Annotated in this window: 28 protein-coding genes and 1 pseudogene; 12 read left to right on the top strand and 17 right to left on the bottom strand. The window is 70.3% G+C overall.

Translation table 11 applies throughout. The features are described 5' to 3' along the window. Positions 1-23 precede the first annotated feature (23 nt). Positions 24-647 (bottom strand): histidine phosphatase family protein, encoded by a 624-nt coding sequence (locus Q0P88_RS01305; protein ID WP_295010477.1) that lies wholly within the window; start codon positions 645-647, stop codon positions 24-26. Positions 648-660: 13 nt separating this feature from the next. Continuing rightward, positions 661-1,056 (bottom strand): DUF5684 domain-containing protein, encoded by a 396-nt coding sequence (locus Q0P88_RS01300; RefSeq protein ID WP_295010476.1) that lies wholly within the window; start codon positions 1,054-1,056, stop codon positions 661-663. Between the two features lie 131 nt (positions 1,057-1,187). Here Q0P88_RS01300 and aspS point away from each other — a divergent pair, with 131 nt between their 5' ends. Further along, complete coding sequence (gene aspS / locus Q0P88_RS01295) at positions 1,188-2,969, top strand: aspartate--tRNA ligase (RefSeq protein ID WP_295010475.1); 1,782 nt, start codon at positions 1,188-1,190, stop codon at positions 2,967-2,969. A gap of 176 nt (positions 2,970-3,145) precedes the next feature. Continuing rightward, positions 3,146-3,667, top strand: a complete 522-nt coding sequence (locus tag Q0P88_RS01290) for a GNAT family N-acetyltransferase (RefSeq protein WP_295010474.1) — start codon at positions 3,146-3,148, stop codon at positions 3,665-3,667. Between the two features lie 7 nt (positions 3,668-3,674). Here Q0P88_RS01290 and Q0P88_RS01285 read toward each other — a convergent pair whose 3' ends face one another. Next, positions 3,675-4,133 carry a hypothetical protein gene (locus tag Q0P88_RS01285; protein ID WP_295010473.1) on the bottom strand — a complete coding sequence of 153 codons (459 nt, stop codon included), beginning with the start codon at positions 4,131-4,133 and terminating at the stop codon, positions 3,675-3,677. A 178-nt stretch (positions 4,134-4,311) separates the two neighbouring features. Between Q0P88_RS01285 and Q0P88_RS01280 the strand changes: the two genes are divergently transcribed. The 4 genes and pseudogenes from Q0P88_RS01280 to Q0P88_RS01265 all read left to right on the top strand — a co-directional run bounded on the left by Q0P88_RS01280 (position 4,312) and on the right by Q0P88_RS01265 (position 8,279). After that, positions 4,312-5,457 carry an ABC transporter substrate-binding protein gene (locus Q0P88_RS01280; protein ID WP_295010472.1) on the top strand — a complete coding sequence of 382 codons (1,146 nt, stop codon included), beginning with the start codon at positions 4,312-4,314 and terminating at the stop codon, positions 5,455-5,457. Positions 5,458-5,540: 83 nt separating this feature from the next. Next, positions 5,541-6,400: pseudogene (locus tag Q0P88_RS01275) on the top strand (ABC transporter permease). After that, positions 6,397-7,194 carry an ABC transporter permease gene (locus tag Q0P88_RS01270; RefSeq protein ID WP_295010471.1) on the top strand — a complete coding sequence of 266 codons (798 nt, stop codon included), beginning with the start codon at positions 6,397-6,399 and terminating at the stop codon, positions 7,192-7,194. The pseudogene Q0P88_RS01275 and the gene Q0P88_RS01270 overlap by 4 nt, the downstream one beginning before the upstream one ends. Continuing rightward, on the top strand, positions 7,191-8,279 hold the full coding sequence (locus Q0P88_RS01265; RefSeq protein WP_295010470.1) for an ABC transporter ATP-binding protein: 1,089 nt from the start codon (positions 7,191-7,193) through the stop codon (positions 8,277-8,279). The genes Q0P88_RS01270 and Q0P88_RS01265 overlap by 4 nt, the downstream gene beginning before the upstream one ends. Before the next feature lie 4 nt (positions 8,280-8,283). Here Q0P88_RS01265 and Q0P88_RS01260 read toward each other — a convergent pair whose 3' ends face one another. Beyond that, positions 8,284-9,279: an esterase family protein gene (locus Q0P88_RS01260; RefSeq protein ID WP_295010469.1), complete on the bottom strand. Its 996-nt coding sequence runs from the start codon at positions 9,277-9,279 to the stop codon at positions 8,284-8,286. 168 nt (positions 9,280-9,447) lie between these two features. Between Q0P88_RS01260 and Q0P88_RS01255 the strand changes: the two genes are divergently transcribed. Further along, positions 9,448-9,630 carry a YegP family protein gene (locus tag Q0P88_RS01255; RefSeq protein WP_295010468.1) on the top strand — a complete coding sequence of 61 codons (183 nt, stop codon included), beginning with the start codon at positions 9,448-9,450 and terminating at the stop codon, positions 9,628-9,630. 94 nt (positions 9,631-9,724) lie between these two features. On the opposite strand, the gene Q0P88_RS01250 is transcribed toward Q0P88_RS01255, so the two are convergent. From Q0P88_RS01250 to Q0P88_RS01200, 11 genes are all read right to left on the bottom strand, one after another. Continuing rightward, entirely contained in the window at positions 9,725-12,166 is a 2,442-nt protein-coding gene (locus Q0P88_RS01250) for a bifunctional lysylphosphatidylglycerol flippase/synthetase MprF (protein ID WP_295010467.1), read from the bottom strand. Positions 12,167-12,195: 29 nt separating this feature from the next. Beyond that, positions 12,196-13,506, bottom strand: a complete 1,311-nt coding sequence (locus Q0P88_RS01245) for an alpha/beta hydrolase-fold protein (protein WP_295010466.1) — start codon at positions 13,504-13,506, stop codon at positions 12,196-12,198. 168 nt (positions 13,507-13,674) lie between these two features. Beyond that, positions 13,675-14,430, bottom strand: coding sequence for an amino acid ABC transporter ATP-binding protein (locus Q0P88_RS01240; protein ID WP_295010465.1), 756 nt, complete (start codon positions 14,428-14,430; stop codon positions 13,675-13,677). Then, positions 14,427-15,218 (bottom strand): amino acid ABC transporter permease, encoded by a 792-nt coding sequence (locus Q0P88_RS01235; RefSeq protein ID WP_295010464.1) that lies wholly within the window; start codon positions 15,216-15,218, stop codon positions 14,427-14,429. Before Q0P88_RS01235 ends, Q0P88_RS01240 begins: the two co-directional genes overlap by 4 nt. A gap of 20 nt (positions 15,219-15,238) precedes the next feature. Continuing rightward, complete coding sequence (locus tag Q0P88_RS01230) at positions 15,239-16,060, bottom strand: basic amino acid ABC transporter substrate-binding protein (protein WP_295010463.1); 822 nt, start codon at positions 16,058-16,060, stop codon at positions 15,239-15,241. A 280-nt stretch (positions 16,061-16,340) separates the two neighbouring features. Beyond that, the gene (locus Q0P88_RS01225) at positions 16,341-16,643 is read right to left on the bottom strand and encodes a Dabb family protein (RefSeq protein ID WP_295010462.1); all 303 of its coding nucleotides are present in this window, start codon (positions 16,641-16,643) and stop codon (positions 16,341-16,343) included. Then, positions 16,640-16,918 carry a glutaredoxin family protein gene (locus Q0P88_RS01220; protein ID WP_295010461.1) on the bottom strand — a complete coding sequence of 93 codons (279 nt, stop codon included), beginning with the start codon at positions 16,916-16,918 and terminating at the stop codon, positions 16,640-16,642. The genes Q0P88_RS01225 and Q0P88_RS01220 overlap by 4 nt, the downstream gene beginning before the upstream one ends. Beyond that, positions 16,915-17,217 (bottom strand): rhodanese-like domain-containing protein, encoded by a 303-nt coding sequence (locus Q0P88_RS01215; protein WP_295010460.1) that lies wholly within the window; start codon positions 17,215-17,217, stop codon positions 16,915-16,917. The genes Q0P88_RS01220 and Q0P88_RS01215 overlap by 4 nt, the downstream gene beginning before the upstream one ends. Positions 17,218-17,343: 126 nt before the next feature. Beyond that, the gene (locus Q0P88_RS01210; protein ID WP_003792170.1) at positions 17,344-17,442 is read right to left on the bottom strand and encodes a 30S ribosomal protein bS22; all 99 of its coding nucleotides are present in this window, start codon (positions 17,440-17,442) and stop codon (positions 17,344-17,346) included. 146 nt (positions 17,443-17,588) lie between these two features. Beyond that, the gene (locus Q0P88_RS01205; protein WP_295010576.1) at positions 17,589-17,783 is read right to left on the bottom strand and encodes a helix-turn-helix domain-containing protein; all 195 of its coding nucleotides are present in this window, start codon (positions 17,781-17,783) and stop codon (positions 17,589-17,591) included. A gap of 118 nt (positions 17,784-17,901) precedes the next feature. Continuing rightward, positions 17,902-18,318 carry a helix-turn-helix transcriptional regulator gene (locus Q0P88_RS01200; protein ID WP_295010459.1) on the bottom strand — a complete coding sequence of 139 codons (417 nt, stop codon included), beginning with the start codon at positions 18,316-18,318 and terminating at the stop codon, positions 17,902-17,904. A 75-nt stretch (positions 18,319-18,393) separates the two neighbouring features. On the opposite strand from Q0P88_RS01200, the gene Q0P88_RS01195 reads away from it, so the two are divergent. Then, complete coding sequence (locus Q0P88_RS01195; RefSeq protein WP_295010458.1) at positions 18,394-19,824, top strand: TrkH family potassium uptake protein; 1,431 nt, start codon at positions 18,394-18,396, stop codon at positions 19,822-19,824. A 22-nt stretch (positions 19,825-19,846) separates the two neighbouring features. Continuing rightward, positions 19,847-20,518, top strand: a complete 672-nt coding sequence (locus Q0P88_RS01190; protein ID WP_295010457.1) for a TrkA family potassium uptake protein — start codon at positions 19,847-19,849, stop codon at positions 20,516-20,518. Positions 20,519-20,560: 42 nt separating this feature from the next. Here the strand turns inward: Q0P88_RS01190 and proC are convergent, their stop codons facing one another. Then, positions 20,561-21,397, bottom strand: a complete 837-nt coding sequence (proC, locus tag Q0P88_RS01185; RefSeq protein ID WP_295010456.1) for a pyrroline-5-carboxylate reductase — start codon at positions 21,395-21,397, stop codon at positions 20,561-20,563. Between the two features lie 55 nt (positions 21,398-21,452). Between proC and Q0P88_RS01180 the strand changes: the two genes are divergently transcribed. Continuing rightward, a complete protein-coding gene (locus Q0P88_RS01180) occupies positions 21,453-22,424 on the top strand; it encodes a cation diffusion facilitator family transporter (RefSeq protein WP_295010455.1) in 972 nt (323 codons plus the stop codon). A gap of 25 nt (positions 22,425-22,449) precedes the next feature. Continuing rightward, positions 22,450-23,331, top strand: a complete 882-nt coding sequence (locus Q0P88_RS01175) for an alpha/beta hydrolase (RefSeq protein ID WP_295010454.1) — start codon at positions 22,450-22,452, stop codon at positions 23,329-23,331. A 43-nt stretch (positions 23,332-23,374) separates the two neighbouring features. Here Q0P88_RS01175 and Q0P88_RS01170 read toward each other — a convergent pair whose 3' ends face one another. Continuing rightward, positions 23,375-23,806, bottom strand: a complete 432-nt coding sequence (locus tag Q0P88_RS01170) for a nucleoside deaminase (RefSeq protein ID WP_295010575.1) — start codon at positions 23,804-23,806, stop codon at positions 23,375-23,377. 91 nt (positions 23,807-23,897) lie between these two features. Between Q0P88_RS01170 and upp the strand changes: the two genes are divergently transcribed. Then, positions 23,898-24,530 (top strand): uracil phosphoribosyltransferase, encoded by a 633-nt coding sequence (upp, locus tag Q0P88_RS01165; protein WP_295010453.1) that lies wholly within the window; start codon positions 23,898-23,900, stop codon positions 24,528-24,530. Positions 24,531-24,539 lie beyond the last annotated feature (9 nt).

Raw genomic sequence — 24,539 nt, 5'->3', positions numbered from 1 at the left:
GCCCCGGGTCGTCGAGCGCAGGGTCAGACGGCGCCCAGGTCGATCCCCGCTGCGGCTGGCTCGGCGTAGGCCACCTCGCGCCAGACGTCGCCGACGCGCTCGAACGACGTCACGCTCGACAGGGCGCAGCGACGCGTGCGCGGATCGTGCCGCAGCCGCAGGCCCGCCACGGACAGGTGCGCGATCCAGATCGGCGCCTGATGGGACACGAGCACCGCATCGCCGCCGTCGGTGGTGTGCCAGACGTCGTTCATCGCCGCACGCATGCGCTCCGCGATCGAGACGTACGGCTCGCCCCAACTCGGCACCGAGGGACGGCGCAGATGGCGCCAGTTCCAGGGGTTGCGCAGTGCGCGCCGCATCTGCGTGCCCTCGAACACGTTCCAGGGCTCGATGATGCGCGGCTCGAGGACGGGCTCGTCGCCGAACACGGCGGTGAAGGGCTCCGCCGACTCGCGAGTGCGCTCCAGAGGAGAGCACCGCAGCGCGGTCACCGGCCGCCCGAGCGACAAGACGTGGTCGGCCGCGGCCCGCGCCATGCGGCGACCGGCCTCGCTCAGGTGATAGTCCGGGAGCCGTCCGTAGAGCACGTGGTCCGGATTGAAGACCTCGCCGTGCCGGACGAGGTGAAGGCGCTCGGCGGGCATCCCTGACCGGCGCTCAGACCCGGCGGTACTGCGCCGAGCCGAAGCCGATGATGAAGTACCCGATGAACGGGATCAGCCACAGCAGGAAGAACGAGAACGCCCCGCCCTTGCCGAAGTTCCTGCCCACCTTCACCGCGACCACGATCGCCATCACGATGTTGACGACGGGGATCAGGTAGAGCAGCACCCACCATCCGCTCATCCCCGCGATCTTGATCAGGAAGATGAGGTTGACGATCGGGATGATCGCGAGGATACCGGGGTAGCCGGCCTTCGTGAACACCTTCCAGAGGGCGATGACCACGATCACGTAGAAGATGATCGCGAACACGCTCCCCGTCCCCGAGAACAGTGCGGAGTAGAGGTCGCTCACCGAATCGGTCGGGTCTGCGGTGGGAAGGAGGTTCATGGGAGCGCCTTTCGGAGGGGTGCATCGGACCTGTGCTGTGATCCTACTGAGAACTCCCCCACCGGCGCGGCGTTTCGGACCCCCGTAGAATGAGGCATTCCCCTTTCGACCCTCGAACTGGAGGCATCTCCGTGCTTCGCACCCACACGGCCGGCGCCCTGCGCGCCGAGCACATCGGTCAGACCGTCACCCTCGCCGGGTGGGTCGATCGCCGTCGTGATCACGGAGGAGTGGCCTTCATCGATCTGCGCGACGCGTCGGGCATCGCCCAGGTCGTCATCCGCGACGAGGAGATGGCGCGCCCGCTGCGCAGCGAGTTCGTCCTCCAGGTCACCGGAGAGGTCTCGCGTCGCCCCGCGGGCAACGAGAACCCCCACCTCCCCTCGGGCGAGGTCGAGATCGTCGTGCAGGACCTGACGGTGCTGAACGAGTCCGCGCCGCTGCCGTTCCAGGTCTCCTCCGGCCTCGCCGAGACCGACCCGGTCGGCGAGGACGTGCGGTTCAAGCACCGCTACCTCGATCTGCGCCGTCCGGCCGCCGTCGCGCCCCTGCACCTGCGCTCGCAGGTCTACAAGGCCGCCCGCGACGTGCTGCACGAGCGCGGCTTCACCGAGGTCGAGACGCCGACGCTCACGCGTTCCACGCCGGAGGGCGCTCGCGACTTCGTCGTGCCGGCGCGCCTGCACCCCGGCAGCTGGTACGCCCTCCCGCAGAGCCCGCAGCTGTTCAAGCAGCTGCTCATGGTCGGCGGCGTCGAGAAGTACTTCCAGATCGCGCGCTGCTACCGCGACGAGGACTTCCGCGCCGACCGTCAGCCCGAGTTCACGCAGCTCGACATCGAGATGGCGTTCGTCGACCAGGAGGACGTCATCGAGATGATGGAGGCCGTCATCCGCGCGATGTGGGCCACCATCGGCGTCGACGTGCAGACTCCGCTCCCGCGCATGACCTACGCCGACGCGATGGCCCGGTACGGATCCGACAAGCCGGACCTGCGCTTCGGCCTCGAGCTCGTCGAGGCGACCGACTACTTCTCGGAGACGACCTTCCGCGTGTTCCAGGCCGAGTACGTCGGCGCGGTCGTGATGCCCGGCGGCGCCTCGCAGCCCCGCAAGGTGCTGGATGCCTGGCAGGACTGGGCCAAGCAGCGCGGCGCCCGCGGCCTCGCCTACGTCCTCTTCAACGAGGACGGCACGCTCGGCGGCCCTGTCGCCAAGAACCTCTCCGAGACCGAGCAGGCGGGCCTCGCCGAGCTCGTGGGCGCGAAGCCGGGCGACTGCGCCTTCTTCGCGGCCGGCTCCGCGAAGGAGTCGCGCGCTCTGCTCGGCGCCGCCCGCGTCGAGATCGGACGCCGCCTGGGCCTGCTCGACCCCGACGTCTTCGCGTTCACCTGGGTCGTCGACGCGCCGATGTTCGAGCCGGCCGCCGACGCGGTCGCCTCGGGCGACGTCGCGGTCGGCGCCGGGAAGTGGACGGCGGTGCACCACGCCTTCACGGGACCCAAGCCGGAGTTCGAGGGCACGTTCGACAGCGACCCTGGATCCGCGCTCTCCTACGCGTACGACATCGTCTGCAACGGCTCCGAGCTCGGCGGAGGGTCGATCCGCATCCACCGCGAGGACATCCAGAAGCGGGTGTTCCAGGTCATGGGGATCAGCGACGAGCAGGCCGAGGAGCAGTTCGGCTTCCTCATCGACGCTTTCGCGTTCGGCGCCCCGCCGCACGGCGGCATCGCCCTCGGCATGGACCGCGTGCTGCAGCACCTGTCCAAGACCGACTCGATCCGCGAGGTCATCGCGTTCCCCAAGACCGGCAACGGCTTCGATCCGCTCACCGCGGCACCGGCGCCGATCAGCCCGGAACAGCGCAAGGAGGCCGGCGTCGACGCCGTTCGAGACGACGCCCAAGCCTGAGCCCTCCCCTGGGTCGTTGAGCGAGGACGGCGAAGCCGACCGAGCACCCGGGGTCGTTGAGCGAGGACGGCGAAGCCGACCGAGACGAAACGCGGCTTCCCTCGGGAGACCGCGTTTCGTCTCGCTGCTCCTTCGTCGCTGCTCGCTCAACGACCCCGACGTGACAGGATCGAAGCATGCTCGCCGACCTCACCCTGCCCGCGCCGATCGAGACCGGGATCGGCATCGTGACCCTACGCCGCGCACGCCCCGACGACACCGCCGCGATCGTCTCACTGCTCGCCGACGACGCGATCAGCGCGGCGCGCGGCGACACCGCTGCGGACGCCGACCTCCCCGCCTATCGGGCGGGCCTGGAATCCGTGCTGGCCGACGGATCCAACGACCTGCTCGTCGCCGAGCACGACGGCACGGTGGTCGGCACCTTCCAGCTCACGCGCATCCCCGGGATGTCCCGCCGGGGGTCCACCCGCCTGCTGGTCGAGGCGGTGCGGGTGAGCTCGCAGCTGCGCTCGGCCGGCGTCGGATCCGCGCTGATGCGCTGGGTCATGGACGTCGCGACCGCCGAACTGGGCAGCCCCCTCGTGCAGCTCACCTCGGACGCGCAGCGCGTGGATGCTCATCGCTTCTACGAACGACTCGGATTCGCCGGCTCCCACCGCGGCTTCAAGTACGCCGCGCCCCTCCCGGGCCGCTGAACAGCGCTCAGACCTCGTCGGGGTCGGACAGGTCCTCGACCGCGACGGGGATGCGGCCGGCGAACATCACGCCGATCCCGTCCTCGTCGCCCACGGACAGCCCGCATTCGGCGAAGCGCATCATCCACGTGCCGTCCTGCCACACCACGGCCTCCGGGGCGCCGAACGGCGGATCCTCGACATCCAGCAAGGCGCGCTCCTGCTCCGGCAGCACGCTGCGCGGCCCCGCGAACTCCTCCACCAGGTAGCGGATCCCCGCGTCGACGAGCGCGCCGAAGTCCTGGGCGATCCCCTGCGCCGCGTCCCGCGCCTCGAGCGTGGGCTCCTCCGCCGGATCCGCGATGATGCTCACGGTCCGGCCGCCGTCCCCGCCGGGCAGCCCGGCACTCCAGCAGGCGACGCCCTCGGGGGTCTCGACGCGGACGAGCGTGACGCCGTCGAGGGCGATCTCATCGGGAAGATCCATGATCCGATCCAACCAGGCCCCGGCGTCGCGCGGTACCGTCGCCGCACGGGACGCGGCGCGGCGGATCCGATCCCCCGCGTTCATCGGCCGTTCACGCGCGCCGGGAGCCTCGGTAACCCGGCCCCCGTACATTCCTCACGACCCGACACCGGCATCTGCCGGACACCGAGAGGAAACCATGTCCCCTGTCTCCCGCCGCACCCGCATCGGCGCCGGCCTCGCGCTGGCCACCGGCGCGGTCCTCCTGCTCTCCGCCTGCTCGGGCTCCGCCTCGGCGGATCCCACGTCGTCCGCGGGTTCCGCCGGAAAGGCCGCCACCGCGACCTCGCTCACGGATATCGGGACCCTGGCCGACCTCGAGAGGGCCGCGGAGACGGAGGGCGCCCTTAACGTCGTCGCCCTCCCGCACGACTGGGCGAACTACGGCGAGATCCTTGCGGCGTTCGCCAAGAAGTACCCGAAGATCACGATCAACGAGGCGACGCCGGACGCCTCCAGCGCCGAGGAGATCCAGGCCGCGAAGACCAACGAGGGCCTCGACACCGCCCCCGACGTGTTCGACCTCGGACTCACCGTCGCCCTGCAGAACACCGACCGCTTCGCGCCGTACAAGGTGCAGAAGTGGGACGAGATCCCCTCCGAGCTCAAGGCCGCGGACGGCGCGTTCACGGGGGATTACGGCGGGTACATGTCGATCGGCTACGACTCCTCCGCCTTCCCGGAGCCCAAGGCCCTCTCCGATCTCGCGAAGCCCGCGTACAAGGGCGCGGTCGCGCTCAACGGCGACCCGACGCAGGCCGGTGCGGCTTTCGCCGCCGTCGGCCTCGCCACCGTGCAGTCGGGCGGCACGCTCGACGACTACCAGAAGGGGATCACCTTCTTCTCCGACCTGCAGAAGGCCGGCAACCTGCTCAAGGTCGACGTCACCACCGCGACCGTGGCGAGCGGCGAGACGCCCGTCGTCTTCGACTGGGACTACCTGAACGCCGCCCACACCAAGGACAACAAGAGCTGGAAGACGGTCGTCCTTCCGGGTACCGGCTACGCCGCGTACTACAACCAGGCGATCAACAAGACCGCCCCGCACCCTGCCGCCGCACGGCTCTGGCAGGAGTTCCTCTACAGCGACGACGTGCAGAACCTCTGGCTCAAGGGAGGCGCTCGCCCTGCCCGCATGGACGCGATGACCAAGGCAGGCACGATCGACAAGACCCTCGCCGCCGCCCTGCCCGCCGCGCCGAAGACCACGGTCGTCCCGACCGAGGCGCAGAGCACCGCGGCCGGCAAGCTCCTCGGCGAGAAGTGGGCTGCGGCGGTCCAGTGACCTCGTCCGTCAGCGCGGCGCCCGCCGCCACCCGTGCCGGGTCGGAACCTCGCGTTCCGGCCCGGCACGGGGCGTCCCGTTCCCTGCCCGCTCGCGTGCGCACCGTCCTCGCCGCCCTCGGCCTCGTCCCGTTCGCGGCCTATCTGCTGCTGTTCCTTGTCCTGCGACGATCCTCGCGGTCGGCACCGGGTTCTTCACGCGCGACGGCCGCTTCACCACGAGCAACCTCTCGGCGCTCGGGGATCCGACCGTGCTGCTCACGTTCGCGAACTCCGCCGGGCTCTCCGTGCTCACCGCCGCGATCGGAGCGATCGTCGGGGCGCTCGTCTGCTACGCGCTGCTCGGGCTGCGCCCCGACGGCGGCGTGCGCACGGTCGTCGACGCCGCCTCCGGTGTGCTCGCCCAGACCGGCGGAGTGATGCTGGCGTTCATGTTCATCGCCACGCTCGGTCTGCGCGGCATCGTCACCGGGCTGCTGAAGGACGCGTTCGGGCTGGAGCTCTACGCCCACGGACCGTGGATCTACGAGCTGCCCGGCCTGATCCTTCCCTACCTCTACTTCCAGATCCCGCTCATGGTCATCACGTTCATGCCCGCCCTCTCCGCCCTCAAGCCGCAGTGGAGCGAGGCGAACCTGACGCTCGGCGGGACGCGGGCGAGCTTCTGGCTGCGGATCGGGATCCCGGTGCTCGCCCCGGCCTTCCTCGCCAGCTTCCTCCTGCTGTTCGCCAACGCGTTCTCGTCGTATGCGACGGCCGCCGCGCTCGCCAGTCAAGGTGCACAGATCGTGCCGTTGCAGATCCGTGCCGCGCTCACGAGCGAGACGGTGCTCGGCAGGGAGAACCTGGCCGGCGCGCTCGCGCTCGGCATGATCGTGGTCGTCGCGATCGTGATGTGGGCCTACTCGCTCGTGCAGCGCCGAGCCACAAGGTGGCAGTCGTGAACCGCCTCGCGCCCTCCCGCGCCACGCGATGGATCGTCGGCGTGCTCGTCGGCCTGTTCTTCCTCGTTCCCCTCGTCGCGACGCTCGCGTACACGTTCCGTGCGGAGGACGGCGGGTTCACCCTCGCGCACTGGGCCGGACTCGGCGATCCCGCCAGGGCCGCGCTCTACCGGCCGGTGTGGACGGGGCTGGGCAACTCGGTCGCCCTCGCCGCGGTCACCGTGCTGATCGTGCTGCTCGTGCTCGCGCCGACCATGCTCCTCGTGAACCTCCGGTTCCCCCGACTGCGCGCGGTGTTCGAGTTCGCCGTCCTGCTGCCAATCTCCCTCCCGGCGATCGTGCTCGTGGTCGGGCTCACCCCGATCTACCTCCAGATCGGACGCGGTCTGGGCACCGGGGCCTGGACCCTTGCGTTCGCCTACGGGATCACGGTGCTGCCCTTCGCGTACCGCTCCATCCAGGCCTCGATCGACGCCGTCGATCTGCGGACCCTGGCGGAGGCGGCACGGTCGCTCGGCGCGGGATGGCCCACGGTCGTACTGCGCGTGCTCGCACCCAACCTGCGGCAGGGTCTGCTCGCCGCCTCGCTGCTCGCGGTCGCCGTGGTGCTCGGCGAGTTCACGATCGCTTCCCTGCTGAACCGCGACGTGCTGCAGACCGCGCTCGTGGTCGTGCAGAAGCAGGACGGCTGGGCTCCGGCGATGTTCGCGCTGATGGCCCTCGCGTTCAGCTTCCTCCTGCTCCTCATCATCGGACGCGCCGCTCGAGGGCGCGCCGGAAAGGCCCGCTCATGAGCGACATCGCACGCCCCCGCACCGCGGACAACACCCTTCTCGCCGATCCTCGGGGCGGCACGCGCGTCGAGTTCCGGGGCATCGTGAAGAGCTACGGACGCACGGCGGTGCTGCACGGCATCGACCTCGACATCGCCCCCGGCGAGTTCGTCTCCCTCCTGGGGCCCTCCGGCTGCGGCAAGACCACGCTGCTGCGCGTGCTCGCCGGCCTCGAAGACGCGGATGCGGGCGCCGTGCTCCTCGGTGGCGGCGACGTCTCCGGCGTGCCCACGAACCGGCGCGACATCGGGATGGTGTTCCAGTCCTACTCGCTCTTCCCGCACCTCCGCGTGATCGACAACACGGCGTTCGGCCTGCGCCGGCGTCGGGTCGGTACGGCGGCGGCGCGGCGCCGGGCGATGGACGCCCTCGCCCTCGTCGGCCTCGACGCCCACGCGGACAAGTATCCGCATCAGCTATCGGGCGGGCAGCAGCAGCGGGTCGCGCTCGCCCGGGCCCTCGTCACGGAACCCCGGGTCCTCCTCCTGGACGAGCCCCTCTCGGCGCTCGACGCGAAGGTGCGCGTGCAGCTGCGGGACGAGATCCGCCGCCTGCAGCTGCGCCTCGGCATCACCACGGTGTTCGTCACCCACGATCAGGAGGAGGCGCTGAGCGTCTCCGATCGGATCGCGGTCATGGACGCGGGGCGGATCGATCAGATCGGCACTCCGGAGGAGCTCTATCTGCGCCCGGCCACCGCGCACGTCGCCGCCTTCGTCGGCCTCTCCAGCGTGGTGCGCGGCCTCGCCGACGGCAGGTCGGCGCGGGTCTGGGGCATCGAGGTGCCGCTGCAGACGCCCGCCACCGGCGAGGTCGACGTGCTGCTGCGCCCGGAGAACGTGCGGCTCGTCGACGCGGCGGGCGCGGCCGTGGCGGGCACGGTCGAGGAGAGCATGTTCCTCGGCAGCATGCGCCGCACGCTCGTGCGCACCGAGGACGGCGCGCTCGTACGGGTGCAGCACCCGGCACGGATCCGCCCGGGCTACGGCGACGTCGTGGGCCTCGCGGTCGATCCCGAGCCGGTCGCGGTGCGCCTGCCGGCCTGAGCGTTCAGCTCCCCGGGGCCGCGAGACCGAGGTGCGGGAAGAGGGCGCCGAAGGTCTTCCGCAGCCCCTCGGGGAGCGCGCCGCTGTGATCCTCGCCGGGGATCGCGAAGACCTGCGTCGAGAACCCGGCGTCGTGGGCGATCCGCGCCGACAGCCGCACCTGCTCGGTGAACGGCGCGTCCTGCGTCCCCGCCGCGAACTCCGCCACGTGCCCGCCGAACCTCCCCGCGTTCTCGACCGCCTTCGCGGCCGGCTTCGCGGCCTCGTACGCGACCCGATCCCCGCCGAACGCCTCCTGCAGGACCTCGTCCGGATGCTCCGTGCCTTGATACGACTCCCCGGCGATGCTGACGACCGATCCCCAGACGTCGGGATCCGCCAGCCCCCAGTCCAGTGCGCACCCTCCCCCGTTGGAGAAGCCCGCGATCGTCCACGCCGCCGGCGCGTCCTGGATCCGCAGATGCGCGCGCGCCCAGGCCGGGATGTCCTCGGAGAAGTACGTGTGCACGCCTCCGAACGCGGAGGAGTCCACGCACGCCGGATTCGCGTCCGGCGTGCCGAGCTGATCGGCGACGACGACGATCGGCGCGAGGCCGTGGTGCCGGGCCGCGAGATCGTCCATCGCCGCCTGGATCGGCTCGGGGTCGGGATCCCCGGGCTGGCCCATCATGAACACGACGAGCGGGAGCGCGGGAGCGTCCTTCACGAGCGCCGCGGGAGGCAGGTAGAGCGAGGCGTCGCGGGGTGCGAACCCCGCCGAGGACGGGATCCGCTGCTCCCCCGTCAATGTCGTCACGGTGCCGTGGGTCGGCAGGTCGGCCGGCGGTCTCCACGTGCGGAAGAGCGGATCCGTGCCCGTGCTCGCGGTGGTCGCCGCGGCCTGCGGGCGCTGCACGGCGGGACCGCTCAGGACGCCGATCACGAGCGCGAGCGCCGCGACGAGGAGCATCGCCGCGAGCACGCTCGCCGAGACGCGGCGCCCCGCACCATCTGCACGCATGGCGCACCCGCCTTCCCGACGATCGTCCGCCCATGCTACCCACGCGGTGCCCGACGCCGGCGGCTCGCGCGGATCCGCGGCGTCGCGATCCGACTCTCGACGGGGAGCCCCGCGCCCCGCTATTTTGAGCGTGGGGCGAGGGCCGCCCCTCGGTTCGAGAGGAACACCATGGCAGGAAAGTTCGAGCTCTACGAGGACAAGGGCGGCAAGTGGCGCTTCCGTCTCAAGGCCGGCAACGGCGAGACCATCGCCTCCGGTCAGGCCTACGCCTCCAAGGCGAGCGCGCTGAACGGCATCGACTCCGTGCGTCGCAACGCCGCAGACGCCGAGGTCGTCGAGACCGAGGACTGATCTCCGCAGCACACGGACGAGGCCCCGCGTTCCGACCGCGGGGCCTCGTCCGTGTTCGCCGGAGGGTCGCGGTTCGCCGCGTCCGCGCGCGGCCTCAGCCCGCGAGGGAGCGGACGAGCGCGACGTACTCCGCAGTGGACGCGCTCGGCAGATAGGCCCGGCCGATCGCCAGGCCGATCGCGGGCAGCTGCCCGTTGTCGGCGTAGAACAGGTACATCGGCCGATAGTCCGGGTTGAACTTGCCCTTGTACCGCAGCAGCGACGCGAATCCGTAGGCGGGCTCGAGCACACGGCTCAACCACCCCAGCAGGCGCTTGATCGACTCCGGCTCGCCCTGGTCGTCGCCGTCTGTCCCGTCGACGTTCTGAGCGAGCGGGGCGCCCGACAGGCTCATCACCTGCAGACCCAGCTCCTTCATGTGCAGGGCCGCCGACGCGATCGCGAACTCCATGACGCCGGGCATCGCCCCGTCCGCGCGCCGCATGAAGTCCAGCGTGCGACCGATCAGCTCGCCCTCCCGCCACACGGGCATCCAGCTCGTCACGGCCTGGAGCTCGCCCTCCGGCCCGATCGCGAGCAGGATCGCGACGTCCGGATCGCGCAGCTCCTCCATGCCGCCGAGCGTGAAGCGCATCTCGGGCAGGGCCTTTTCCGCGATCCACTGCTCGCTGAGCGCGTCGAGCTGCGCGACGAGGCCCGCGGGCAGCTTCTCCCAGGTCGTCCAGAGCGTGGTGAGGCCGTCGCGCTGGCCACGGTTGTAGGGCTGGCGGACCTTCGTCCAGACCTTGCCGGTGAGCTCGAACCGGTCCAGCGGCACGACCGTCTCCTCGGCGACCGAGATCCGTTTCCAGCCGAGGTCGCGGAACGTCGGCACGAACTGCTCGTGAGTGCTGTAGAACACCGGGGTCCAGGCGTTCGAGTCGCAGAAGTCGAGGAACCCGCGGATCGTGTTCGGCGCATCCCCCGGCGTGCAGACCGGATCCCCGACCGCGATCGCGATCCCCGAGACGACGCGGTACGCGACAGCGCCGCGCCCGTCGGGCGTGAACCAGTGCTCTGTGCCCTCCCACGTGCCCATGAAGCCGAGCGTCCCGCCGTCGGTCTCCCGCAGCTGCGCGCGGAAGCGGTCCTGATCGTCCGCGGTCTTCGACGAGCGCCCTCGGAGCAGCCCGAGCATCGCGACGGCGAAGACGAGCCAGAACACGCCGCCGACGTCGCGGTGGATCGCTCGCGGCAGACCGGTCAGCGCGGTCCGCGATCCGGGGTGCCCGATCCCGGTCGGCAGGAACCGGCGCAGGGTGGATCCGAGCGCTCCCCAGAAGTTGCCGGGGTGCGCGACCGTCATCACGAGGACCATGTCGGCGGCGACGAGGACCACGAACGCGATGCCGACGGTGAGCGCGAAGCGGCCCACCGCGCGGCGCGAGGCGAGCACCGCGAACCGGCGGTGCGTGATCGCGAGAAGGGCGCACATCCCCACGGGGATGAGGATCGCGAGCACGGAGAAGCCGGGGAACTGGCGGTCGATCGTGACGACGTCCGCCGGGTGCGAGAGCTCGCGGACCGCGATGCTGATACCCGTGAGGAGCGCCATGACCGCGTTGACCCCCATCGCGAGGAACCACGCGGCCCTGCGCCCCGCACGCAGTCCCCATGCCGCCACGAGACTCAGCAGCAGCGGTACGAGGCTCATCAGCACGACGCCCGTGCCCGTGGCCAGCGCGGTGGACACGTCGGTCACGCAGTGGTCCGTGGCGTCCTGGGAGCAGCGCGAGATGATCCCGGAGATGTCGACGCCGCGCAGACCCGCGATCACGGGCGCGAGCGGACCCGTGCCGACGCCCGTGACGAGCACGATCAGCGGACCGAGGCCGGTGACGGCGACCATGGCCGCGACCAGCGTCCTCGTCTCGCGATAGGAGCTGCGGTGCCAGGCGGCCTTGGCTCGCCCGTTCGTGAGGATCACGCCGGTCACGAGGCCGATGAGCGCCGCGTACAGCCGATAGACGCTGTCCGAGTCGCCGCCGTAGAGCGTGAAGGTGAGCAGCAGCGAGAAGCCGATGAGGCGGATCCGGCGCCGATACAGAGCCGGAGCGAAGGCGCTGGCCGCCATGACGGCACCGATGATGCCGACCGTGGGGTCGAACACCTCGCCACGCGCATCGACCCGCGCCCAGACCTGCCCCCAGGACCACGCGAGGGTCTGCGTGCCGACGCCGAGGAGGATCCCCAGCACGCCCGTCACGGCGAACACGAGCATGGTCCGCAGCGTGCCCATCAGCCGCTCCGCGTACGCGAGGAGCGTCAGCGCGAGCAGGAGCGAGACGATCAGCTCGACCCATCCGTCCGGCACGAGCAGCGCGGTCAGCGGGGTCCACCACTGGCGCTCCCGGCCGAACACGAGCGGGCTCACGCCCAGACCGTTCGGATGCGTGCCCCGGAGCGTGCCGAACGTCAGCCCGGTGATCAGCAGCAGCGCGGCGAGCCCGAGCGCGAAGGGGTGACGGCGCGCGTAGGCGCCTGCGCGACGCGCCACCGCAACCGTCGCCGTCCGAAAAGAGAAGGTCATCCCGCCGCCAATCCCCACCGGGGATACAGTACCGAGAATGCCTTGTCGAGGCCGCCCGTCAGCCCGGGTCCGGTGTGCGAGGCGTTCGGCACGAGGTAGTAAGTGGTGCGGAATCCGGCGGCCGCCGCGAGGTCGGCCGACTGCCGGTTGAGCGGCGCGTACTTGCGGTCGAGAGCGCCCGCGGAGAACACGGCGACGTGCCCCGCGTACTCCCCCGGGTGCTCCGCGAGGATCGCGGCCGGCTTGTTGGCGTCGAACGCGGCCTTGTCTCCGGCGTACACCGGCCCGAGCACCGAGGCGGGGTCGGCGGAGCCCGCCCAGGGCTCGCCGGACGCCGTGGCGATGTTGCCCCAGATGTCGGGGTGGCGGGCGCCCCACATGAACGCGCACGCGCCCCCGTTGGAGTAGCCCGCGATCGTCCAGTACTTCGAGTCCGTGAGCACCCGCATGTGCGTGCGGATGTAGTTCGGGATGTCCTTGTTGAAGTACGTCTCCACCCCGCCGTAGCGGGTGGAGTTCACGCATCCGGGGTTCTGCGCGTCCTCGCTTCCGAGCTGGTCGGCGATGATGGCGATCGGCGCGAGACCGTTGTGCTTCTTGGCGAAGGCGTTGAGCGTCTCGACCATGGGCTGCGGGCTGGGCCAGCCGGGCAGCCCCATCATGAAGACGACGACGGGCAGCGCAGGGGGGTTCTTCACGAGGGCGGCCGGCGGCAGGTAGACGGTCGCGGAGCGCGGGACGAAGCCGCCCGTCGAGGGGATCGCGTGCGTGCCCCGGAGTGCGCCGTAGCGCCCCTCCTTCGGCATGTTCGCCGGCGGCTTCCACGTCTTGTAGAGCGGCGTCGTGTCGTCGACGGGGTGCGTCAGCGGCGGGGCGAAGTCGTCGAAGGAGCGCAGCGTACTGATGCCGAGGATGTCGGCGAGCGTCGCGTCCTGCCCGAACGCCTGGTTGATGCCGACGGTCATCGACATGAGCGAGGTGAGGATGGTCACGACGGCGACGACCTTGCGCCACCAGCGGGACGACCACAGGCTCACGACCCCGAGACCGATCGCGGCGAAGCCCCCCGTGGTCCACCACTTCACGTCTGCGGGCAGCGGGAGCTCGAACGCGTTCGTGGTGTCGGCCCAGACGACGAGGAACCAGCCGACCAGCGCCCCGATCACCAGGCCGATCGCCGCGCGCACGACCCAGCGTCGGCGGAGCGGGCGGATCAGCAGCGCGATCACGCCCGCCGCGGCGAGACCCCAGATGATCCACGGTGCCGGTCCGTCGACGAGGTCGACGGTCAGCAGCCACTGCAGCATGAGGGTCCTCGTTCTCCCGCCTCCGGGCGGGGGCGACCACTCATCGTATGCAGACCTCCTCGGGCGAACCTGTGCCCGCGGCTGTGTCGGAGCCGTGAGTACGCTGCGAGCCCGGATGCTCCGCAACTCTGCGGGGCATCCGGGCTCGTCATGATCGGTGCGGCGAGGTCACAGCACGCGCGCGAGGAAGTCCTTCGTCCGCTGGTGCTGCGGGTTCGCGAGGACCTCGCGCGGGTCCCCCTCCTCGAGGATGTGCCCGCCGTCCATGAAGATCAGTCGCGAGCCGACCTCCCGGGCGAAGCCCATCTCGTGCGTGACGACCATCATCGTCATGCCCTCGTCCGCGAGCGTGCGCATGACCTGGAGCACCTCGCCGACGAGCTCGGGGTCGAGCGCCGACGTGGGCTCGTCGAAGAGCATCATGTCCGGGTTCATGCACAGCGACCGCGCGATCGCGACGCGCTGCTGCTGGCCGCCGGAGAGGTGGCTCGGGTAGGCGTCGGCCTTGTGGCCCATGCCCACGCGCTCCAGCATCTCCTGGGCGACCTTCTCCGCCTCGGCCTTGCCGCGCCTCTTCACCTGACGCTGCGCGAGCGTGAGGTTGCCCAGCACGCTCATGTGCGGGAACAGGTTGAAGCTCTGGAAGACCATGCCGATGCGTGCGCGCACGCGGTCGATGTCGACGTCCGGGTCGGTGACGTCGATCCCCTCGATGAGGATCGTGCCTCCCGTCGGCTCCTCGAGCATGTTCACCGAGCGCAGGAGCGTCGACTTGCCCGAGCCGGACGGGCCGATCACGCAGACGACCTCGCCGGCGTTCACGGTCAGGTCGATGCCCTTGAGCACCTCGTTGTCGCCGTAGTGCTTGACGAGACCCTGGATGTCGATCGCGGGCGCGTTCAGGTTGATCAGGTCGGTGCTCATCGCTCCCTCGCCATCCGTCGCTCGAGCCATGCCGTCAGCCGCGTCAGCGGGAGCGTCACGATCAGGTACAGCAGCGCCGCCATCACCAGCGGCGTGGCATTCGCATAGGTGGACAGGCCGTTGCGGGCGAAGGTCGTCAGCTCATACGTGAACGGGGTCGCGCCGATGACGAAGAACAGCGACGTGTCCTTCAGCAGCAGCACGAACTCGTTCGTGAGCGGCGGGATGATGATGCGGAACCCCTGCGGCAGCACGATGAAGAACATGGTCCGCGACGACGACATGCCGAGCGACCGCGCCGCCTCCGTCTGGCCCTTCGGCACCGCCTGGATCCCCGCGCGGATCGTCTCTGCCATATAGGCCGACGACACCACGATGAGGCCGAGCACCGCGGCGCCCACAGGTGCTCCCGGAATCGTGACCTTCGTCGCGATCGGCAGCATGATCCCGAACCCGAAGATCGTGATCAGTGCAGGGATCCCTCGGAAGAACTCGATCCACGCGGTCGCCGCCCACCGGAACGGCGGGATGTCGCTCAGCTTCATCAGGGCGAGTACGACCGCGAGGATCAAACCGCCGAAGAACGAGTAGATCGTGAAGAGAATGGTGTTCTTCAGGCCGACGGTGATGATCCCGGGCAGCAGCTTCAGCGCGACCTCGGGGTTCGCGAACTGCTTCAGGACCGTCTGCCAATCGGTGGCGACCACCGCCCACAGGATGAGGGCGATGATCACCGCGTAGACGGTGTAGTGGTAGACCCGCGTGCGGGTCCGCTTCTTCAGAGCCATCGGCGTAAGTCAGACCCCGGTCACTTCGAGGTGCTGAAGTACTTGTCGTAGATCTTCTTGTACTCGCCGTCGTCCTTGAGCGCCTTCAGCTGCTCGTTGACGGCCGTGCGCAGAGCCTCGTTCTTGCCCTTCGCGAACGCGAAGCCGTACTGCTCGTCCGTCTTGTAGGTCTCGACGACCTTGTAGGCGGGGTCGTCCTTCTCGTGCTGGAGGTTGACCGGCAGGTCCTGCAGGATCGCGTCGACCTGTCCGCCCTGCAGCGCCGGCCACAGCACGCCGTCGTCGGAGAACTGCACGAGGTTCGCGCCCTTCGCGTGCTCCTTCGCGTAGTTCTCGCCGGTGGTGCCCTGCTGCACGCCGACGTTCTTGCCGCTCAGTCCGTTGATGTCCTTGATACCGGACGAGGTCTTCACGAGCAGCGACTGCAGCGAGTCGTAATAGCCGTCGGAGAAGTCGATGTTCTTCTTGCGGTCGTCGGTGATCGTCATGGCCGAGGCGCCCATGTCGCACTGCCCGGCGAGCAGCGCGGTCCCCGACTGCAGCGTGTCGAAGTTCGTGACCTGGAACTGGGTCTTGAGGCCCAGCTTCTCGCCGATCGCCGTGAGCAGGTCGACATCGAAGCCGGTGTACTTGCCGGAGCCGGCGGTCTCCTCGTACTCGAACGGCTTGTAGGGGATGTCCGAGCAGACGGTGAGGGTGCCTGCGGTGATCAATCCGTAGTCCTTGCCCCCGGCCGCGCTCGCGGTCGGGTCGGAGCTCGATCCGGTCGAGCAGCCCGCGAGCGCGAGGGCGGCGACGGCCGTGAGGGCGAGGGCAGAGGCGATGGTCGAGCGACGGTTCATGTCCGACTCCTGTGTCGAGGACGCTGTTGTCCGCGGGCGGGTTGCGGACCAGTTTGGCACGGGACAGTTACCGGTATGTAACGTCGCCCGGTTCCGCCGGGTCTCGGTTCGGTCTCGACGGCGATGCGGCGCGCGCAAAACCGCGCCACGCGGGCGTTCGGATCCCCGCCGAAAGTCTGAGATCCGAGACACGGACTGCAGAAGCCGTCGCGATCCGGCCGATCCGGCTGCTGTTCGCGGCGAGAACCCGTCGCCGAGTCCGGAGATCCGCCGCCCGATCTCAGATCAGGAAGTCCACGGCGGAGCGACCGCCCGCGACCGACCGCACGTATGCGACGACCTCCTGGTGCGCCGGATGCACCTGGTAGGCGTCGAGGCCCTCGGCGTCGTCGAAGTCTGCGACGAGGGTCACGTCCCAATTGCCTTCGATGTCGAGAGCGTTCACGCCCGTCGAGAGCGCGCGGATCGACGGGACGACGCCGACGAGACCTTCGAGCCGCGCGACGATCCCCTCCGCATGCTCGGCGCGCGTCGATGCGTCCCCCGCCGCCATCTTCCAGGTCACCACGTGTCGCAGCGTCATCGTCCTGCTCCTTCCGCCGCCTTCGCGGTCAGTGCCTCGCGCAGGCGGTCCGGCGCGATCCGCCAGTGCCCGTGCACCTCGTCGTCGATGAGCAGCACGGGGATCTTCTCCCCGTACCGCTCGTACAGTGCGGGGTCGTCGAGGATCGACAGCTCCGTGATCTCCAGGTCCTCGGCGAGCGCGTCGGGCAGCTCGGCGACGACCGCGTCCACCACGTCCGAGGCGACGTCGCAGAGATGGCAGTCGGGCTTGCCGATCAGCGTGAGCGCGATCACGACGTCGCGGTCTCGACCGCGCGCCCCTCGGCGATCCACTGCGCGGTGCCGCCGTCGACGTTCGTCGCGTCGTAGCCGCGGGCCTCGAGCGCCTCCACGACCCGCGCGGAGCGGCCGCCGAGCTGGCAGATCACGTCGAAGGCGCCGTCGGGAAGCTCGTGCAAGAGGTCGCCGAGCTCCGACATCGGCAGGTTCACCGCGCCAGGGACGTGACCGCCGGCGAACTCGTCGCGCTCGCGGACGTCGATGAGCGGGGTCCCGGTGCGTGCGGCCAGTTCGGCGACGGTGATCGACTTCATGGATCCGATTCTTCCAGGTCTGCGCAGGGAGAGGCGCGTGCGGCGAGGGCGTCGCGCGCGACGGGGACGAAGATGCACGAAGCGCCCCGGCGATCGGATCGATCGGGGCGCTTGGTGACTGGCCGCTTACTTCTTGTTGCGGCGCTGGTGGCGAGTCTTGCGAAGCAGCTTGCGGTGCTTCTTCTTCGCCATGCGCTTGCGGCGCTTCTTGATGACAGAACCCACGGAAACCTCACTAAGTCAGGGGCTGGGCGTCATGCAGGACGACGCCCGGGATCGGGGCACGGAAAATGCCTCGGAACAGTCTAGCGCACCGGGCGCGCGGGCCCGACCTCGCGACGGATCGCCTCCCGATCGACCGCCCGGGATGCTCAGCCGACGTCCGCGATCGGCCGCTGCAGCGCGGCGGTGACGGCGGACTCGGGCACGCGATAGCTGCGGCCGAAGCGCACGGCGGGGAGATCGCCGGAGTGCACCAGCCGGTACACCGTCATCTTGGACACGCGCATGATCGCGGCGACCTCCGCCACGGTCAGGAAACGCACGTCCGGAAGCTGCTCGGGCATCCCCATCTACCCCCTCGGCCGCCGCGCACCATGCACGAGCGGTTCCGTCAACTGTAGGGGCTGGCGAGGACGCGTGTAAACCCGTGTGACCCCTGTGACAGCGGGGATCCGGGGACGGTCACGCCCCCAGGCGCTTGAGCGCGGTCTGCACCACGTGCTTGGCGTTCGCCGCCGCACGACCGACGACCTCGGCTGCATGCGCGGCGCTGTCGGGAAGCGGCGGGACCACTCCGAAGACGTCCGGCGCGGACTCGCCGTAGGCGTCGGCGAGGAAGGGGACGAGCCAGTCGTCGACCTCTTCGAGCGGTCCCGCCTCGATGCTGTAGAAGCGGCGCTGACCGTCCTCGCGCACCGTCACCAGTTCGGCCTCGCGCAGCACCTTGAGATGCTTCGACACCGTGGGCTGGCTGATCCCGAGTTCGCTGACGATCTGCGTCACGCTCGTGCCCGAATCGCCGTCCGCAGAGCGTCGGCGCAGGAGCTGCAGGATGTCCCGCCTCGTGCCGTCGGCGATCACGTCGAAGATGTCGGTCATGCTTTCACAGTAGCCGCGCCGCGGGCGGAGTACCATGACGAACGCCCGCGAGCGGAGGATCGGAGGACTGCCGCCATGGCCGCCACCCGAGCCACGCGATCCTTCGGCGATCTCGTCCGACGCACGCTGAGGATCGGCCGGACCATCACGACGTCGTCGCCGTCCCGGTTCGCGATCATCGTGTTCTCCGCGCTGATCGTCATCACGACCGTGCTGCTCTCGCTGCCGATCGCGAGCGCCGACCGCACGACGACGCCCTTCTCCGACGCGCTGTTCACCGCGGTCTCCACGATCTGCGTGACGGGCCTCGCGACGGTCGACATGGCCACGCACTGGTCCGGCTTCGGGCGCGCGGTCATCTTCATCGGTGTCAACATCGGCGGGCTCGGGGTGCTCACGCTCGCGAGCGTGATGGGGCTCGTGATCTCCAAGCGCCTGGGCCTGCGGGCCAAGCTCATCGCGGCCGGCGACACGAACCCCATGCGGGCGCACGGCGGCCCGGTCAACGAGAGCCAGACCGTGCGGCTGGGCGAGGTCGGCGCGCTGCTGCGCACCGTCGCGATCTCCGCCCTCGCGATCGAGGCCGGGCTCATGGTCCTGCTGTACCCGGCGCTGCTCCTCGCCGGCGTCGATCCGCTCACCGCGCTCTGGGAGGCCCCGTTCTACTCGGCGATGGCCTTCACGAACACCGGCTTCGTGCCCAACACGGGGGGTCTCGCCCCCTTCGCGCAGAACTACTACGTGCTGTCCGTCCTCATGCTCGGCGTCTTCCTCGGCAGCCTCGGCTTCCCGGTCATCTACGCGCTCGCCCGTCAGCGGTGGCACGTGCGCCGGTGGTCCCTGCACGCCAAGCTCACGGTCATCACGACCGTGCTGCTGTTCGTGGCGGGGGCCGCCGTGTTCCTCCTGCTCGAGTACGACAACCCGCGCACGTTCGGGTCGATGGACGCGGGCGACACCACCTTCCAGGCGTTCTTCCTCTCCGCGATGACCCGCTCCGGGGGCTTCAACGTCATCGACATCGGCGACCTCAACGGCTCGTCGCTGCTCGCCGGCGCGATGCTCATGTTCGTCGGCGGCGGGTCGGCCTCCACCGCGGGGGGCATCAAGGTGACGACCCTCGCGGTCCTCGCCCTCGCAGTCATCAGCGAGGCGAAGGGACGCCCGTCCGTGCAGGCGTTCGGACGGCGGATCCCCTCCGACGTGCAGCGCGTCGCGCTGAGCGTCGTCGCCTGGGGATCCACGATCGTCGCCGTGTCCACGATCGCGATCTGCCAGATCACGAAGTTCCCCGTCGTCGACGTGCTCTTCGACGTCGTCTCGGCGTTCGGCACCGTCGGCCTCTCGACGGGGATCACCGAGCGCCTGCCGGACGCGGCGAGCTACATCATGGCGGCGACGATCTTCATGGGACGCGTGGGCACGGTGACCCTCGCCGCCGCCGTCGCGGCGACCTCGCGCAGCCAGCTGTACTCCCTGCCGGTCGAGCGCCCCATCGTCGGGTGAGTCGACCTCGTAAGGTATGAGCATGGTGGATGTGCTGCGCAACGACGCCCCGGTGCTCGTGATCGGCCTGGGACGATTCGGCGCCGCGTGCGCCGGGGAGCTGGACCGGCTGGACCGAGAGGTGCTCGCGGTCGACGGCAACCTCGAGCTCGTGCAGAAGTGGTCGGAGCGGGTCACCCACGCCGTCCAGGCCGACGCGCGGAACATCGACGCGCTGCGTCAGATCGGCGCCCAGGACTTCCAGGTCGCGGTGGTCGCAGTCGGGTCGCTCATCGAGGCGTCGGTGCTCATCACCGCGAACCTCGTCGACCTCAAGGTGCCGCAGATCTGGGCGAAGGCCGTCTCCCAGTCGCACGGCAAGATCCTGGCGCGCGTCGGCGCCAACCACGTCATCTATCCGGAGCGCGAGGCCGGAGAGCGCGTGGCACACCTCGTCTCGGGGCGGATGCTCGACTTCATCCGGTTCGACGACGACTTCGCCCTCGCCAAGATGTACCCGCCGAAGTTCATCCGCGGCGTGAAGCTGAGCCAGTCCGGGGTGCGCAGCAAGTTCAACGTGACGGTCGTCGGCGTGAAGAGCCCGGGCAAGCCGTTCCGCTACGCCGAGGCGGACACGGTGGTCACGAACCACGACCTCATCATCGTCTCCGGCACGAACAGCGACATCGAGCGCTTCTCGACCCTCGACCGCTGAGGGCGGCGGCGCCCTCCGCTCTCCCGCGCGCGGGGTGTGCGCTCAGGCTCCGCCGGCGAGCTCGCGAGCACGGGCGAGCGCCGCATCCGTCGCCCGGGCGAACACGTCGTCGAGCCGCGCGTCCTGCAGCACCGCGACCGCGCGCTCGGTCGTCCCCTTGGGGCTCGTGACGCGACGGCGCAGCTCGGCCGGGTTCTCTCCCGAAGCCTCCAGCAGCGCGGTCGCGCCGATGAAGGTCTGCTCCGCCATGATCCGCGCCTCGCGCTCCGCGAAGCCCTTGCCGGTCGCGGCCTTCGTGAACTCCTCGATCAGCAGGTAGACGTACGCGGGGCCCGATCCGGAGATCGTGGAGAGCGGATCGATCTGCTCCTCCGGGACCTCGATGACCGTGCCGACCGTCTCGAACAGGCTCCGCACGAGGGCGCGCTCCTCGTCGGTCACCCCCTCCGCGGCCGCGAGCCCGGTCACCCCACGACCGACGGTCGACGGCGTGTTCGGCATCGCGCGGAGCACGCTGACCCCGTCGCCCAGCACTCGCCGGAACGTCGCGAGCGTGACGCCCGCCGCGATCGACACGACGATCGCGTCCTCCGCCAGGTGCGGGGCGATCTCCGCCAGCAGGTCCTCGACCATGGCGGGCTTGACGCCCACGACGACGATCCGCGCCGCGGCGGCGACCGCGTTGCCGTCCGGTTCCTCCGCGAGCGCGATCGAACGCACCCCGTCGAGCTCGGCCAGCTCGGACGCCTTCTCCACCGAGCGGTTGGTGGCGGTGATCCCGCCCGAGACGGGGATGCCACTGGCGACGAGGCCCCGGAGGATCGCGCCTCCCATGGATCCCGCTCCGATGAATGCGACGGATTCGAGTGCATCGACCATGCGTCCAGTCTAGGAGCGCACCCCGGGCGCACGGACCCCGTCATACACTCGTGGCATGAGTGCATCCGGTGGCGGCAAGGCGATCCTGGCGGCGTTCCTCGCGAACATGGGCATCGCCCTCGCGAAGCTCATCGCGTGGGCGCTCTCGGGCTCCGCCTCGATGCTCGCGGAGGCGATCCACTCCGTCGCCGACTCGGGGAACCAGCTCCTGCTCATGCTGGGCGGACGCAGGGCGCGCAGGGCCGCCGACCGCCAGCACCCGTTCGGGCACGGTCGCGAACGGTTCGTCTACGCCTTCGTCGTCTCGATCATCCTGTTCTCGGTCGGCGGCATGTTCGCCGTCTACGAAGGCGTGCAGAAGCTGATCCACCCGCACGAGATCGACCGCGCCTGGTGGTGGCTGCCGCTCGCCGTGCTGGTCGTCTCGATCGCCCTGGAGTCGTTCTCGCTGCGCACCGCGATCAAGGAGAGCAATCACGTGCGCCCGAAGGGCCAGTCCTGGGTGTCGTTCATCCGCCGCGCCAAGGCGCCCGAGCTGCCGATCGTGCTGCTCGAGGACACGGGGGCCCTCACCGGACTCCTCTTCGCGCTGCTCGGCGTCGGCCTCACCCTCATCACGCACAATCCGGTGTTCGACGCCCTCGGAACGCTCATGATCGGCCTCCTGCTCGTCGCGATCGCGATCGTGCTCGGCATCGAGACCAAGAGCCTGCTCGTCGGCGAAGGGGCCTCCGACGCCGACCACGACCGCATCGTCGACGCGATCCTCGACGGCGACGAGGTCGAGAAGCTGATCCACATCAAGACGCTCTACCTGGGCCCGGACGAGCTGCTCGTGGCCGCCAAGATCGGCCTGCCCTCGGACAAGACCGTCCGGGCGGCGTCCGACGACATCGACGTGATCGAACGACGCATCCGCGCCGCCGTCCCGGCCGCCCGGGTCATCTACCTCGAACCCGACGTCTACCGTCCCTCGCTGGATCCGTCGCCCTCCACCGACGCCTTCGTGCTGCGTTCCGCGGACTGACGCGCCGAGGCGCCGGGACTCTGCGATGGTGGATCCGCTCGCCCAAGCGCTCGGCGATCCGGCTCTGCCCGCGCCCGCGCGGGCGACGCTCCGACTGCTGCGCGAGGAGCTCGACGCGGATCCGCAGGCGGCGCTGCTGTCTCTCTTCTTCGACGGCGACGAGCCGCGCGCCTCGATCGCGTTCGGGGAGGTCGGCAGCGCGGACCTCGTCGTCGTCCTGCTGCACGGGGTCGACACCGATCTCTCCGCTCTGCCCGGCTGGGCGGCGATCGCCCGCCGGCTGTGCGCGGATGTGATCCGCGCGAGCGCACGCCGCGGCGGATCGGACAGGGTCGCGACGGTCGCCTGGTTCGGCTACGACTCCGGCAGCCATCTGACGGCGCTGGCGACCGGGCACGCCACGATCGGAGCGGCCCGGCTCGCGGGTGATCTCGTGCGGATCCGGCACGGCAATCCCACGGCGCGTCTCTCGCTCGTCGCGTACTCCTACTCGTCCACGCTGCTCGGCGAGCTGATCCTGATCGACGGGGCGGGCCCCGTGTCCCAGGCGTTCTCGATCGCGTCGGCGGGGATGACCCGGATGGCCGCCGACGCCGTCGCGGAGGCCATCGCGGAGCGACGGCTCGCCTTCTTCGCGACGGAGGCGTCGAGCGACACCACCGCGCCGCTCGGCCGGCTCGGTGCGCATCCCGTGGATCCCCGCGACATCGACGGGGCGGTCGTGTTCGGGGCGGACGGCGGCACGGTGCCCGGCACGCGGGGCGTCCGCGGCGAGGCGACCGAAGGGCACGCCTCGCGCACGGCGGTCGACGAGGACGGCGAGGTCCATCGGGGCTATTTCGCCACGGACGGGCAGGCGTATCTGTTCGTGGTCGACCAGCTGTCCCGTCGGGCGTCACGCCGCTGATGCGCGCTGAACGGGCCGGCGCACAGACCTCGCCGGCGAGGCCTCAGCGGCGCGCGGCGAAGAACGCGCGCAGGAGCTCCGTCGCCTCGGCCTCGCGGACGCCACCGACCACCTCGGCGCGCGAGGGGAGCCGTCGGTCGCGGAGCACATCGTAGAGCGAGCCGGCCGCGCCCGCCTTCTCGTCCCAGGCGCCGAAGACGACGCGCCCGACGCGCGCCTGCAGGATCGCGCCGGCGCACATCACGCACGGCTCCATCGTCACGACGAGCGTGCACCCGGAGAGGTTCCAGGATCCACGGGCCGCGGCCGCGGCACGCAGCGCGACGATCTCCGCATGCCCCGTCGGGTCCGCGGTCTCCTCGCGGTCGTTGCGACCCTCTCCCACCACGGCTCCGTCAGGATCGAGCACGACGGCGCCGACGGGGATCTCCGCCGCGACGGCGGCCTCCGCGGCCAGGGCCAGGGCACGCGCCATCGCCGCGTCGTCGATCGCGGATCCTGCTGCGTCCACCGGGCCTCCCCACGCCAGAGCCTAGTCCGAGCAGCGCACCGGATACCCTGTACCCATGCGCGTTCACGTGGCCGATCACCCCCTCATCACCCACAAGCTCTCGGTGCTGCGCGATGAGCGCACCCCGTCGCCGGTGTTCCGCCAGCTGACCGAAGAGCTCGTCACGCTGCTCGCCTACGAGGCGACGCGCAACGTACGGGTCACGCCGATCGAGATCACAACACCCGTCACGAAGACGATGGGGGTGAAGATCTCCGAGCCTCGACCGATCGTCGTCCCGATCCTGCGCGCCGGGCTCGGCATGCTCGAAGGGCTGGTCAAGCTGCTCCCCACCGCCGAAGTCGGTTTCCTCGGCATGGTCCGCGACGAGGAGACGTTCGAGCCGACGACGTACGCCGAGCGGCTGCCGGTCGACCTCAGCGGACGGCAGTGCTTCGCGATCGACCCGATGCTCGCGACCGGCGGCTCCCTCGCGGCCGCGATCCAGTTCCTCTTCGATCGCGGTGCGGACGACGTCACCGCGATCTGCCTCCTCGGCACCCCCGAGGGCGTCGCCGCGATCGAGAATCTCGTGGGCGACCGCAACGTGACCCTCGTGCTGGGCGCCCTCGACGAGCGCCTGAACGAGAAGGGCTACATCGTGCCGGGCCTCGGCGACGCCGGAGACCGCCTCTACGGCACGGTCTGAGGCGCGGAA

The organism is uncultured Microbacterium sp. (assembly GCF_945952435.1).
In the GTDB taxonomy this organism is placed as follows: Bacteria; Actinomycetota; Actinomycetes; order Actinomycetales; family Microbacteriaceae; genus Microbacterium.
This window is presented reverse-complemented; position numbering and strand designations above follow the sequence as displayed.